Genomic DNA, 13,501 nt, shown 5'->3' with positions numbered 1-13,501 from the left:
CTACCTTGGCGTATTGGAAACAAACCGGATGTCCGCGCCTCAGACTGAGGAGGCGGCGGACGCTTTACAGTATTGTTCCAGTACTGCCCGTAGCATTTCAATATTGACAGGCTTGGCAACAAACAAATCCATGCCGGAACGGCGGCAGCGTTCCTCGTCTTCTTCCATGGCGCTGGCGGTCAGGGCCACCACCGGAATGTGATCGCGGTTATTTTCTTTTTCCCACTCCCGGAGCCGGCGCGTAGCCTCAAAACCGTCCACCCGGGGCATCACGCAGTCCATAAATATCAGGTCGAACGGGTGCCATTGCCACAGGCTGACGGCAGCCTCGCCGTCATTGGCTGTCATCACATCACAGCCCAGTTTTTCCAGAAGCCGGCGGGTAAGGGTGCGGTTAACCGGGTTGTCTTCCACCAGCAACACCTTCATGCGGCCGCACGGCAATTCACGCCGCCGGGCCGTATCGGTTGCCGCCTGTAGCGAGAAGCGGGTCAGAAAGCGCCGTTCCTGCCTGGCGGCGTCGGCAAACAACTGGTGCAGAATGGGGGTGAGGCAGGATTCCCGCAGCGACTTGCTGAGGAAGGCATCGGCCCCGGCCTGGCGGAAATGCTCGGCATCGCCCCTCTGCGGGTTAGACGAGAGAATCAGCAGGCGCATATCCGCCCACAGCGGGTTGCTGCGGATCTGCCGGCATAGCAGATCGCTGTCCATATCCGGCACAAAGCCATCCAGAATAATGGCGTCGAACGGCTGCTGGCCGTCAAACGCTGTACGCAGGGACGTCAGCGCCTCACCGGCCGATTTCACCGCCTCAATGTGCACCTCATGGCGCGACAGCATTTCCAGGGTGATCTTGCGGGAGAGTTCATAGGAGTCCACCACCAGAATCCGGCGGTTCTTCACCATCCGGGTGTCCGGCCGAACCCGGGCGGTGTTCTCCGGGGCAACAGGCAGGGTCAGTTCCATCCAGAAGGTGGAGCCTTCGCCGGGCCGGCTTTCCAGTTCCAGCGAGCCGTCCATCAGGTTCACCAGTTGCCGGCAAATGGTCAGGCCCAGACCAGCGCCGGGCAGTTGGCGCTGAAACTGCTGCCCCAGCTGCACATAGGGTTCATACACCAGAGGCACATCTTCCGGATTGATGCCTACGCCGGTATCTTCCACCGCCAGGCGAATCCGCGCCTGGTTGTCTTTGCGGCCCAACACTTCAATGCTGATCAGCACGTGGCCGGAATCGGTGAACTTGATGGCGTTGGAGGTGAGGTTGAGCAGGATCTGGCGAATCCGCACCGGATCGCCCTTCAGGGCCCAGGGCAGGTTCTCGTCAATGCGCAGCTCCAGGGCCAGCCCCTTCTCCCGGGCCCGGGCGCCGAGCATGTGTACCAGATCATTGAGGGTTTCCCGCAGGTCAAAGGGAATGTCATCCAGCACCAGCTTACCGGCCTCCATCCTGGAAATGTCCAGCAGGTCGTTGATGATGGCGGACAGGCTTTCCGAGGCACTCAGCAGGGTCTGAACATATTCCCGCTGTTCCTGGTCCAGGGGCGTGTCTGTCAGCAGGTTGGCGTAACCCAGCACAGACTGCAGGGGAATGCGCAGCTCGTGGCTGACGTTGGCCAGGAACTGATTCTTGGCATTGTTGGCGCGCACCGCGTCGTCCCGCTCCCCCTGGGATTGAATGGTGGTCTGGCGCAGGGAGCGGGTGTCTTCCAGAATCTGCAGGCGCATCTTGTTCAGGGCCTGCTCCAGTTCGGAGAGTTCGTCCGGTGTTTTCCGGGCCTTGCGTTTCAGTTTCAGGGGGTCAACGAGGGCGTCCAGGTTCAGCCGTGCGGCGTAATCGGCCATGGATTCCAGGTGCCGGGACAGGGTCAGGCGAACAATCACCAGCAACCCCAGGGTTCCCAGCATCACCACAATGGACTGGAACAGCAGGTTCAGTAACGCCTGATTCCGGAGATCGGCGTAGATCTGGTCAATGGAAGACGTGATGGTCAGCTCGCCCACATTCTCGGGGCTACGGATGGTGGAACGATCAAACACCAGGGGAAACGACTGGGTGATTACCCGGCCATCGGGATAGACGCCGGTGCTGAATGCCTCTCCGGTGCTGGTCACCACCCGGGCATGCTGGATCGCGGGCACTGCCTTCATGTCATCCAGGCTGTTGGCCACCTCGCTGAAATTCATCAGCCAGATGTTGTTGCTCATACCCCCGGCAACCAGCTCGGCGGCCCTGGTCTGGGTGCTCAGCAGATCGGCCTTGCGGCGTTCGAACTCGCCGATCAGTTGAACGCCAGTGGCGACCAGTGATAACAGCACGCTGAACAGCAATACGTAGGCAAGCAGTCTTGCGGCCAATGGCCGTATTCCCAATCGTTCGAAGAACCGCTTTGAAGGCAAGGCACAAATTCCCTGTGTCGACTACAAAATCACCAGACCGAGTTTAACAGACCGTTAGCACTTCGACACGTTTCTGTGATTGGTCATTCACGAACCGGAAGCGCACATTCAGATCGTACAGGTGGGCGCCGTAAATGCGATCTTCTTCCCGCCCCCGGCGAAAAGAGGGGCGGGGGTCATAGCCCACCACATCCTCAATCAGGGGGCGCAGCTCCCGATAGTGTTCCGGCGGAAGCTGGCGGATCTGCTCCTCCGCTTCCGGCAGGAACACCACATCCAGCCTTTCCGTGGGCGGTGAATCGGCCCAACCGAGGGTGGCCTCCGGCACAGAATCGGCAAAGGGCAGGTAAGGCTTGATATCCAGAATCGGCGTACCGTCGATCAGGTCATGATCGCTGATGCGGAGCACAAGCCGGCCGTCGATTCGGGCCAATCCCTCATTCCGCACCACGGACAGACCCAGGCTGTTGGGACGGAATGGCGACCGGCTGGCGAACACACCCACCTTCCGGTTCCCGCCCAGGCGGGGAGGGCGCACCACCGGCCGCCATTCGACACGCACGGCCTCATGAAACTGAAAGGTGAGCCACAGATGACTGGCGGTCTCCAGCCCCCGAAACGCATCCTCCCGGTCAAACGGTGACTGGATAACCAGATCCGCCCGGGCATGGCGGGTCAGCCCGGGCTGGCGCGGCACACCGAACTTGTCCCTGAAGCAGGAACGGGCAATGGCAATGGGCGAGAGCGTGAGGGCCTCAGCTGCCGGTTTGGATGGGTGTCGTGGCATTACAGGCGATCCTCTTCGATGATACCGGAGAAGAACATCTCAATCCGGAAAACCACCGAAGCCTGGTCCTTGAAGCCCTCCTCCCGGGGAAACTCCAGTGCTGGAATCAGCTCCGCGTATAGCCAGTTGCTGTGCAGCCGGTACCGAAAGGTCAGATCCCCGAATGCTGACGTGGTGCGCCAGGAAGGCTGGCTTTCGCCCAGCACACCCAGCCGGGGCGTTACGATCAGCCGGTTGTTCACCCGCTTTCGAACATTGAAAATCTGCGCAGCGGCAAACTTCCGGTTTCTGTGCACCCACTCCAACTCGGATGAGGACTGAAAGTACCAGCCATTCCACACCGGCCGACCGGCACCAATCCAGGTTCGCTCGCCCCAGCCATCCTGGTGAAAATAATAAAAGCGCTGCTGGGCGTTCAGGACCCACTTGTCGTCCAGTCGCCACCGCTTCTCAGCCGTTGCGCGCCAGAATGCATCCGGGGGAAGCCGCAGGCGCACACCCACGTCATTGGAGAAGTTAATGGCGTCACCCACTTCCGTCAGATAACGCAGGGCGCCGGTTGCCTGGGTGTCTGAGCGGTCCGGCTCGGTAAGTTGCCTATCCCGCTGGCGCTCATCGAGGGGAATCAGATCCTCGCTTTCGCTCTCAATTACCAGCCGGAGTTTTTCCTCAGTGGTCGGAATATCCAGCCGGAAACGCGCCTCCGGCTCGAATTGCGCAATATCTCCGTACTCCGATTCCGTAGCAAAACCAATGCGCAGGTAGCTTTGATTATTCGGAAGGCCCAGTTCACTGCCGGAGAGAGTTCGGTCTGCCCACTGGCCCAAAGACTGAATCCTTGGGCCCTGAATACGCTCCTGGCGCAGCACCCAGTTACTGAATTTCAGCCAATAAGAATCCCTGGGCTCCGCCCAGTACTCATCCGGTTCAAACGTAAAAAACCCGATAGGCAACCGATCTGGCGACAGAATCTCAACCACAGGCCGGTACTCCGTCTCAGACTCAGGCTCAATGCCGTAGCTGAAAGAAGAAAAGGTTAGGGCGAACGCAGCCGCCAGACCTGCAAACCGAAAGCGGAAAGACCGGTTAACCAAAGTCCACCATAAATCGTTCATGCAGCTCACGCACCTGACGCTCCACCTCATCCAAAGGGCGGTTATTGTCAATTATAGCGTCCGCACGCTCAACCCGCTGCTCCCGTGACATCTGCGCTGCAATAATCCGCTCAACCTGCTCCCGGGAGTTGGTGTCCCGGGCTATGGTGCGCTCAATTTGCACATCCACTGGCACATCAATTACCACAATGCGGTCGACAAGTTCGTGTTGGTCGGTTTCGAGGAGGAGAGGGGAGACCAGAAGCCCATAGGGAAGCTGGCAGTTTTTCGGGTTTAACTGCCGAGCCAATTCTTCACGAATCACCGGATGTAAAAGTTTTTCCAACCAGATCCTCTCCTCCGGCTCCTCAAAGACAATCCCCCGAAGCCGCCCCCGGTCCAAAGCACCCTCAGAAGTAAGAATCTCCTCCCCAAAATGCTCCGCAATCCGCGCCAGCGCAGGCATCCCCGGCTCAACCACCTCCCGCGCCACATCATCGGCATCCACCCAATGCACACCAAGCTCACCAAAAAGGCGCGCCACAGTGGATTTGCCGGAACCAATCCCGCCGGTCAGGCCAACAATCGCCATGGATCAGACCCCCAAAAACCCAAACCAGAATGCCTGAATCTCACTCCCAAACCACAAACAAATCAACCCAGCCGTCGCCAGATAAGGCCCAAACGGAATCGGCACCTCCCGACCATGCTTCCTGAACACCATCAGGCTGATACCCACAACTGCACCAACCACCGAAGAAAGCAGAATCACCGCCGGCAACAACTGCCATCCCAACCAGGCACCCAGCGCCGCCAGCAGCTTGAAGTCCCCATGGCCCATACCTTCCTTCCCCGTCACCAGCTTGAACAGCCAGTAAACAGACCACAACGAAAGATAACCCGCCACAGCGCCCCAGAAGGCACTGGTAAAGTCCGTAAGCACCCCAAAATAATTCAGCACCAGCCCCAACCACATCAGGGGCAGGGTGATGTTATCCGGCAGAAGCTGGGTATCGAAATCAATCACGGTAAGCGCCACCAGAGCCCAAACCAGCAACAACGCCCAAAGCGCAGCCTCGTTAGACCCGATGACAGCAATCGTGACCACCGAAAACAAGGCGGTAACGGCCTCAATAATCGGATACCGGGGAGAGATGCCGGCCTTGCACGAAGCACATTTGCCCCGAAGAATCAGATAGCTCACCACCGGGATGTTTTCCCAGGCACGAATCCCATGGCCACAGGAAGGGCAGGTGGAAGCCGGCTTGGAAAGCGTAACCTGCTCCTCCTCCTTCCGCTGCGCCTCGGGCAGCTCCAAAAACTCCTCACACTGGCAGCGCCAGTCCTGGTGCATCATTTTTGGTAAACGAAGAATCACAACGTTCAAAAAACTGCCGATGCAGAGAGAAACGAGGGTAACGGTAAGGTAAAGAAGCCAAGGGGTAGCAAGAAATGTATCAAGGGAGACCATCAAAACGCCCAGAGTTAAAAAATGTAGGAGGGTTTGGCTTTAATCCCCCCTCTCCCCTTGCGGGAGAGGGTGGAGAGGGGCGGGGCATTAACCAACAACCTGTCCCATCTGAAAGATCGGCAGGTACATCGCAATAATCAAACCACCCACAAGCACACCCAGAACCGCCATAATCATCGGCTCCATCAGCGCGGTCAGGTTATCGACCATATCGTCCACCACCGCCTCGTAGTGCTCCGCCACCTTGGCCAGCATCTCATCCAGGTTACCGGACTCTTCACCGATAGCTGTCAGCTGAACCGCCATAACGGGGAAAACATCCTGCTGGCGCATGGAAGCTTGCAGCTGAGTGCCGCTGGAGACATCGTTCTTGATGCGGTCGATAGCATCCCGGTAAACCGCATTACCGGTAGCGCCCGCCACAGAGTCAAGCGCATCCACCAAGGGGACGCCGGCTGCAAAAGTAGTAGAGAGTACTCGGCCGAATTTCGCGACTGCGGATTTGTCGAGGATCTCACCCATTACCGGGATCTTTAACACATACTTGTCCACCAGATCCGAGAATTTCTGGGAACGTCGTTTTGCCTCTTTAAACAAGAAAATAGTGCCAACGATTCCAAGCAAAACAACAAACCACCAGCTTTGCATCCATTCAGATAAGTGCACAACCATCTGCGTGAAAACCGGCAGTTCTGCCCCAAAACCTTGAAACAGTTGCTCAAACTGAGGCACTACCTTTACCAAAAGAATTGCAGTCACAATAATCGCGACAACAACAACGGCAATCGGATAAGTCATTGCCTTTTTGACTTTCTTCTTCAAAAGCTCAGTTTTTTCAAGATAATTGGCAATTCGGTCCAGCATAGTCTCAAGTGCACCAGCCTTTTCGCCGGAATCAACCAGGTTGCAGTAGAGGTCGTCGAAGTGTCTAGGATGTTTGCGCAAAGCGCCGGCAAAACTCGTACCTGAGGAGATGTCATTCCGGATACTCATCACCAGTTCCTGAAGCCCCCTGTTCTCCAGGCCATCAGCCACAATGTCAAAGCTCTGAACCAGGGGCACACCCGCTTTCATCATGGTCGCCAGTTGGCGTGTCAACATCGCTATATCGAATGGCGTGATCTTCTTGCTGCCACCAAATAGAGGTTTGGGCTTCTTCTTCACCTTGTCTGGAATGATCCCCTGCTTGCGCAGCTGCGCCTTGACCAGAGCCAAGTTAGAGCCGGTAAGCTCACCCTTGGACTTATTGCCCCTCCGGTCTTTCCCTTCCCAAACGTACGATTCCAGCTTCTGTGCTTTCTCTGCCATGCTTAATCCTTCGTCACTCGGTTGGCTTCCTCAAGGCTGGTAACCCCCTCAATCACTTTGCGAAGAGCGGATTGCCGTAACGTTCGGAAGCCTTCTGCCTGAGCCTGTTTTGCAATTTTGATGGAACTGGCCTCTTCCATAATCATGTTCGCCAGCTCGCCGGTAATCTTGACCACCTCGTAAATACCGACGCGGCCCTTATATCCTCCATTGCATTTATCACAGCCCTTTGGGCGGTACAACGCGAAGCCTGTATCAATTTGTTCCTGTGTGAACCCTTCCTCCAAAAGCACGTCCTTCGGGATTTCGAAGGGCTGCTTGCAGGAACTACAGAGCCGCCGGCCAAGGCGCTGGGCAATAATCAGGCTTACCGACGTGGCAATGTTGAACGAGGGCACGCCCATGTTCATCATCCGCGTGAGTGTTTCCGCGGCACTGTTGGTGTGCAGGGTAGAGAGGACTAAGTGACCGGTTTGCGCCGCCTTGATGGCGATGTTTGCGGTTTCCAGGTCCCGGATCTCGCCCACCATGATCACATCCGGATCCTGACGCAAGAAGGCCCGCAGGGCCTCGGCGAAACCAAGGCCCACCCTGGTGTTCACGTTTACCTGGTTAATGCCTTCCAGGTTGATTTCGGCAGGATCCTCCGCCGTTGAAATGTTGATGCCCGGGGTGTTCAGAATATTCAGGCCGGTATAGAGAGAAACGGTTTTACCAGACCCGGTCGGGCCGGTGACCAGAATCATGCCCTGGGGTTGTGCCAGGGCGTCCATGTACAGCTTTTTCTGGTCTTCCTCGTAACCGAGTACATCGATGCCCAGTTTCGCCTGGCTGGGGTCCAGAATTCGCAATACGATCTTTTCGCCCCAGAGGGTGGGCAGGGTATTCACCCGGAAATCGATCGCCTTGGTTTTGGACAGTTTCATCTTGATCCGGCCATCCTGGGGCACCCGCCGCTCGGATATATCGAGCTGCGCCATGATTTTCACGCGGGCGGAAATCTTCGGAGCCAGCTTGATGGAGGGGCGGGAAACCTCTTTCAGGATGCCGTCGGTGCGATAGCGAACCCGGTAAATTTTCTCGTAAGGCTCGAAGTGCACATCTGACGCCCCGCCGCGAATGGCATCAAGCAACATCTTGTTCACGTACTTAACGATAGGTGCATCATCCACCTCGCTGGTGGATACTGCACCTTCATCTTCAGGCTCACCGCCTTCCGTTTCTACGCCTTCCAAGTCTGCGTCATCGAGATCCCCCATGGACGTGTCCTGGGATTCCAGATACTTGTCAATGGCTTCGCGAAGCTTGGCGTCATCCACCAGAATGGCATCGGTGCTCAGGCCGGTGTTGAATTTGATCTCGTCCAGTGCCTGAATATTGGTCGGGTCCGATACCGCGATAAACAAGCGGTTGCCTCTCTTGTATAGAGGAAGCGCGTTGTGCTTTCGAACCAGTTTTTCGTCCACAACCTTCTCGGGCATCATTTCAGTCATAAACGCCGACAAATCAAGCACCGAGACGCCAAACTCCATAGCGGCAGAAAATGCCAGCTTGGAGCTGTTCGCGAGATTGTTTTGGGTGAGGTAGGTGATTAGCGGTATGCGGTTCTGGGAGGCCTGCAGGAACGCATCCTTCGCCGTTGCTTCGTCCAGAAGCCCATCCTCCACGAAGCGCCTTGCAAGACCTGTGAGCGTAATTTTGTTTTGATTAGTAGACATAATTTAAGTAAGAAACACAGCCTGAGTTGCTGAAATCGGAGTTTTGTCAATTGCAGTGAGTTTAGATGGCTGGCAGGGGTTTGGAAAGGTATAAGGTGCAGAAGTAGGCAGCGAGGAGGGGCAATTGTTTTGGTAGAGAATTTTGGCGTGAGTGTTGTGACAAAATTTGTCATCCATTGACGTCCGAGGGCATAAAAATACTTTATCAACCCATTTGGTGCTGTTCTCCTAACTCTGCAGGTGTTTGAAAATTGGCGCGATAGTGTATATTTTTGCTATTTGGCATGGATCATGCGTTCGAGAATTTAGGCTCAAACTTCCGGCCGCGGGGCAAAGCTCCACCGGGCCCGGGCCGAAATAGAGATGATTAACGACAAACACAGAGGTCGATAATGAAGAACGTAAAAATTAACCACGCCCAGAAAGGTTTTACCCTCATCGAATTGATGATCGTTGTTGCGATCATCGGTATTCTTGCGGCTATCGCAATTCCACAGTACCAGGATTATATTGCGCGGACCCAGGTTAACCGGGCTTACGGAGAAGTGTCTTCTCTCAAGACAGCTGTAGAAGAGCATCTTTCCCGTGGTAAATTTACTGATAGTGCGACTGGGCCGATGACAGCAGCTACTCTTGGCCGAACTGCCTCAAACATTACAGAAGACAATGCCGGAGCAGATACTTTCGCGCCCACTTTCGCTTCTGCTGACGGCGGTGTTGGAACGCTGGTAGTTATTCTCGGAGGAGATGCAAGCGCCCCTGTCGCCAATACAACGATCACTCTCAGTCGCGCTGCGGACGGCGTTTGGAGTTGCGATCTTACTACCGTGCCAGCAGCGTTTAAGAACTCTTACGTTCCATCCAGCTGTACTCTTGCAGGTGCTGCGGTCTAAGCTAAGTATTAATGGGCTAGATCTGTAGTGTGATTGAAAAAACCCCGAGCAATCGGGGTTTTTTTGTATCAAAAGATATCGTGCGTGATACTTTAATCGTTAACTTACCTTTCTTTGGAAGGAATGGGATGTGCGCTTTTTGAGTCTGAGAGGCATCATGCATAGCGGGGGAGTACGCCTCCCTTTGGACTGCCAGCCGTAATCCGTTTATTTAAGATTGCAGGGTCTCGCGCGTGTAAAGAAATGATGCGCGAGTTAAACCCCCACCTCCTCAAACAACTCCGGCACCTCAACATCCCAGCCAAACTTCTCCCGGATCCTTTTGCGCATAACATCACTAGCCACCATCTCTCCGTGAGTGACGTACACCTTCTCCGGCTTGAGCGAACCCTGCTCCAACCACGCCAGAATCTCGTTATAATCCCCGTGCGCTGACAGCGAATCCATATTGTGAATCTCCGCCTTCACCGGCCAATACTCACCGTGAATCTTCACCGATTCCGCGCCATTCACCAGCGCATCCCCGCGAGTCCCCGGTGCCTGGAAGCCGGCAAATACCACGCTGTTGCGCGGATTGGGTAACAGGGTCTTCAGGTGGTGCAGCACCCGCCCACCACTGGCCATACCGCTGGCCGAGATAATCACGCAGGGGTAACGCACGGCGTCCAGTTCGATGGATTGTTCCACGGTGCGGACAAATTCGGTTTTCTCGTCCATCAGTTCGCATTGCGCCGCGTTCAGCTTGTGCTCTTTATGGTGCTTGCAGAAAATCTCCGTAGCCTTGATGGCCATGGGGCTGTTCAAAAACACCGGTAGTTTGGGAATCTTCCCGTCGCCCATTATCTTGTGAATCACATAAAGCAGCATCTGCGCCCGGCCAACGGCGAAGGCAGGCAGAAGCACGATGCCTCCTCGGCCCGCCGTTCGCGTAATAATGTCCGCTAGCTCCGCCTCGGGATCCGTCTCGCCATGGGCCCGGTCGCCATAGGTGGACTCGCACACCAGCACATCCGCCTTCTGCAGGGGTTCCGGCGGCCGCATGATGATGTCGTTCTGCCGCCCCACGTCACCACTGAACACCACCGTTCTGTCGGCGCCCTTGTGATGAACATGCACACAGGAAGAGCCCAGAATATGCCCGGCGGGGGTGAAGGTTACCTGGAACCCTTTTACCGGCTCGAACATCTCGTGGTAGTGCAGGGATTCGAAATGCTTGAGCGCTTCCCAGGCGTCCTTCTCGGTAAACAGGGGTTCCGGCTTCTCGTGCTTTGAGAACTTCTTGCGAAAGGCGTATTTCGCATCTTCCTCCTGCAGGAACCCGGCATCCGGCAGCAGAACCTTGCACAGTTCATGGGTCGCCTTGGTGCAGTAAACCTTGCCCTTGAAGCCGTTTTTCACCAGGGCGGGTAGGTAGCCGGAGTGGTCGATGTGGGCATGGGTAAGCACCACCGCGTCAATCGTGGACGGGTCCACCGGAAACTCCGCCCAGTTGCGCCGGCGCAGGGTTTTTACGCCCTGGTACATGCCGCAATCCACCAGCACCCGGTGCTTGTCGTCCGAGAGCAGGTAGCGGGACCCGGTGACAGTTCCTGTGCCGCCTAGGAATCGAAGTTTCATAATAGAGGCATCCTTCTGATTATTTATTGCTGGAATGTTACTATCATCTATCTTAGTTCATAACGTATTGATCTGAAGCAGGAAGCGAATTACATGCATTACAGCTCCATCCTCCCGGATGTCATCAAAGTGGCCGATGAGGCCAGCGAGAAAGTACTGCATATCTACCAGTCGGACTTCAAGGTGAGCTACAAAGCCGACGATTCGCCCATCACTGCGGCAGATACCGCTGCTCATGACATCATCGTGCACGGCCTGCGCAACATCAGCCGTGACATCCCCATCCTCTCCGAGGAAGGCAAAGACATTCCCTGGGAAGAGCGCAAACACTGGCGCCGGTTCTGGCTGGTGGATCCCGTCGACGGCACCAAGGATTTCACCCAGCGTACCGGGGAATTTACCGTCAACATCGCGATGATTGAAGACGGCGAGCCGGTGATGGGCGTGGTAATCGCCCCAGCTCTGAAGGAAGCCTTCTGGGGCGTAATGGGTGAGGGCGCCCACATGCGCGACCGCACCGGCAGGGTTCGTCGCATCCGGGTAGCAGAGCCCAAAACAGCAAAACGGGTGGTGGCCAGCAAAAACCACCTCAACGAAGAAACCAGAGCCTTTATTGATGCGCTCGGAGAACACGAACTGGTGCAAGCCGGCAGCTCCCTCAAGTTCTGTCGCATCGCCGAAGGCCATGCCGACATCTATCCGCGCCTGGGGCCAACCTGCGAGTGGGATACTGGCGCAGCCCAGGCCGTTTTGATGGCGGCAGGAGGCAAAGTTGAGACTCTGGATGGAAAACCACTGAAATATGGCAAACAGGATGTGTTAAATCCGTATTTCGTCGCCGCGGGAAGCTGGTACTGTCACCGGCCATGACCTGGTATGCACTTCAACTCAAGCCTGCCCAGGGTGATCGCGCGCTCGCGAATCTCCAGAATCAGGATATTGCCTGCTTCTTTCCAAAAATCACCGTGGAAACAATCAAGGCGGGCAAGCGCAGCAAAAAACTCGAACCCCTGTTCCCGGGCTATCTGTTCGTGAATCTGGACCAGACCGACCCCATGTGGGCAAAACTGCGTTCCACCCGTGGTGTTCTGAGAATCGTCAGCTTTGCCAACAAGCCCGCTGCAATCAGCGACGATGTCATTCAGCACATCAAGGACAGTCTCGATTCGGTGGCCGAGCAGGGTGGTATTAAACCAGGCCAGGCCATACAACTAAGCGAAGGCCCTTTTGAGGGTATTAATGCGATTTTTCAGGCATATGATGGAGAAGCGCGGGCGATTGTCCTGATCAGCTTCATGCACAAGCAGCAGAAGGTGAAAGTGCCAGTGTCTGCTATAAAGAAATAACTGGGACACCCGGCAGAGCAATTGAAACATATCCGGGCAAGCTTGAATGGGAGCTCAGCCCGCACTCTATAAGAAAAAAGGTGGAGCTTAATTAAATGGAAGAAAGGCGTCGCGAACCTCAACTGCAGTACCACGATGAAATAAGCCTGGTTGATCTGGCAGCTACTTTTCTCAAGCGCCGGAGAGTGTTTTACGCAGTAGTTCTCGCAGCATTGCTGGCGGGAATTGTATACGCAGTGTTGATACCGGAAAGATACGATTATGTCAGCCTAGTCAAGCTGGCAGAGAAGTCGCCCGGCAATTACATTGATAATCCGGCAGCGATAATCGCGACACTTGAAAATCGCTGGTTGCCGGAATACCAGTCCACCTACTTCGCAGAGCATGACCGGTCTGTCCCTTTCAAGGTCCACTTTGATAATCCTGAGAGCACCGGGCTGATCCGACTGGTGTCTGAGGCCTCGCCGTCCCAGAGAGATGGTGTTAAACAGGCCCATACTCAACTTATTGATGAGCTCGCGGACGCGCAATCGGCCGCTGTATCGAGCCTGAAGCAGAACCTCGAGAGGCAAATCGAATCGCTCTCCTCAACAATAACTATGCTGGAAGATTCAACGGATGCCGGTGTAGCAATTGCAGCGACTGTCGAAAAGCGGTTATCGCTCGAGGCCACCCTCAACTCCATGCAGCCCATGGAGATTTTGGCGGTAAGCAGGGAGGGCACGGAGCGTAAGGGGCCCGCTCGTAGCCTGGTCGTTCTGCTGGCTGGACTGCTGGGCTTGATGGGAGGTATTTTCCTCGCATTCTTCACAGAGTTCGCAGGTCTGGTGAAGGCGCAGTTGGCCGAAATGTGAACGAATTCCTTGCATT

At 55.7% G+C, this 13,501-nt stretch carries 12 protein-coding genes; 4 read left to right on the top strand and 8 right to left on the bottom strand.

Annotation, left to right across the window (positions count from 1 at the left end):
- Positions 1-39 precede the first annotated feature (39 nt).
- The 7 genes from ACN0XM_RS07245 to pilB form a co-directional block, all read right to left on the bottom strand.
- Positions 40-2,397, bottom strand: a complete 2,358-nt coding sequence (locus tag ACN0XM_RS07245) for a response regulator (RefSeq protein WP_417566260.1) — start codon at positions 2,395-2,397, stop codon at positions 40-42.
- A 43-nt stretch (positions 2,398-2,440) separates the two neighbouring features.
- A complete protein-coding gene (gene tsaA, locus ACN0XM_RS07240; protein WP_417566259.1) occupies positions 2,441-3,184 on the bottom strand; it encodes a tRNA (N6-threonylcarbamoyladenosine(37)-N6)-methyltransferase TrmO in 744 nt (247 codons plus the stop codon).
- Complete coding sequence (locus ACN0XM_RS07235) at positions 3,184-4,299, bottom strand: hypothetical protein (protein ID WP_417566258.1); 1,116 nt, start codon at positions 4,297-4,299, stop codon at positions 3,184-3,186. The genes tsaA and ACN0XM_RS07235 overlap by 1 nt, the downstream gene beginning before the upstream one ends.
- Positions 4,271-4,870, bottom strand: a complete 600-nt coding sequence (gene coaE, locus ACN0XM_RS07230; protein ID WP_417566257.1) for a dephospho-CoA kinase — start codon at positions 4,868-4,870, stop codon at positions 4,271-4,273. Before coaE ends, ACN0XM_RS07235 begins: the two co-directional genes overlap by 29 nt.
- Positions 4,871-4,873: 3 nt before the next feature.
- Entirely contained in the window at positions 4,874-5,749 is an 876-nt protein-coding gene (locus ACN0XM_RS07225; RefSeq protein ID WP_417566256.1) for a prepilin peptidase, read from the bottom strand.
- An 87-nt stretch (positions 5,750-5,836) separates the two neighbouring features.
- Positions 5,837-7,057, bottom strand: a complete 1,221-nt coding sequence (locus tag ACN0XM_RS07220) for a type II secretion system F family protein (RefSeq protein ID WP_417566255.1) — start codon at positions 7,055-7,057, stop codon at positions 5,837-5,839.
- Positions 7,058-7,059: 2 nt separating this feature from the next.
- Complete coding sequence (gene pilB / locus ACN0XM_RS07215) at positions 7,060-8,775, bottom strand: type IV-A pilus assembly ATPase PilB (RefSeq protein ID WP_417566254.1); 1,716 nt, start codon at positions 8,773-8,775, stop codon at positions 7,060-7,062.
- 392 nt (positions 8,776-9,167) lie between these two features.
- Between pilB and ACN0XM_RS07210 the strand changes: the two genes are divergently transcribed.
- Positions 9,168-9,668: a pilin gene (locus ACN0XM_RS07210; protein ID WP_417566253.1), complete on the top strand. Its 501-nt coding sequence runs from the start codon at positions 9,168-9,170 to the stop codon at positions 9,666-9,668.
- A 255-nt stretch (positions 9,669-9,923) separates the two neighbouring features.
- Here ACN0XM_RS07210 and ACN0XM_RS07205 read toward each other — a convergent pair whose 3' ends face one another.
- Positions 9,924-11,285, bottom strand: a complete 1,362-nt coding sequence (locus ACN0XM_RS07205) for an MBL fold metallo-hydrolase RNA specificity domain-containing protein (RefSeq protein ID WP_417566252.1) — start codon at positions 11,283-11,285, stop codon at positions 9,924-9,926.
- Between the two features lie 93 nt (positions 11,286-11,378).
- On the opposite strand from ACN0XM_RS07205, the gene cysQ reads away from it, so the two are divergent.
- The 3 genes from cysQ to ACN0XM_RS07190 all read left to right on the top strand — a co-directional run bounded on the left by cysQ (position 11,379) and on the right by ACN0XM_RS07190 (position 13,485).
- Positions 11,379-12,155: a 3'(2'),5'-bisphosphate nucleotidase CysQ gene (gene cysQ / locus ACN0XM_RS07200; protein WP_417566251.1), complete on the top strand. Its 777-nt coding sequence runs from the start codon at positions 11,379-11,381 to the stop codon at positions 12,153-12,155.
- The gene (gene rfaH, locus ACN0XM_RS07195) at positions 12,152-12,631 is read left to right on the top strand and encodes a transcription/translation regulatory transformer protein RfaH (protein WP_417566250.1); all 480 of its coding nucleotides are present in this window, start codon (positions 12,152-12,154) and stop codon (positions 12,629-12,631) included. Before cysQ ends, rfaH begins: the two co-directional genes overlap by 4 nt.
- Before the next feature lie 95 nt (positions 12,632-12,726).
- Positions 12,727-13,485, top strand: coding sequence for a Wzz/FepE/Etk N-terminal domain-containing protein (locus ACN0XM_RS07190; protein WP_417566249.1), 759 nt, complete (start codon positions 12,727-12,729; stop codon positions 13,483-13,485).
- Positions 13,486-13,501 lie beyond the last annotated feature (16 nt).

Origin of the sequence: Marinobacter sp. (assembly GCF_048269445.1) — a bacterium.
Taxonomy (GTDB): Bacteria; Pseudomonadota; Gammaproteobacteria; order Pseudomonadales; family Oleiphilaceae; genus Marinobacter.
This window is presented reverse-complemented; position numbering and strand designations above follow the sequence as displayed.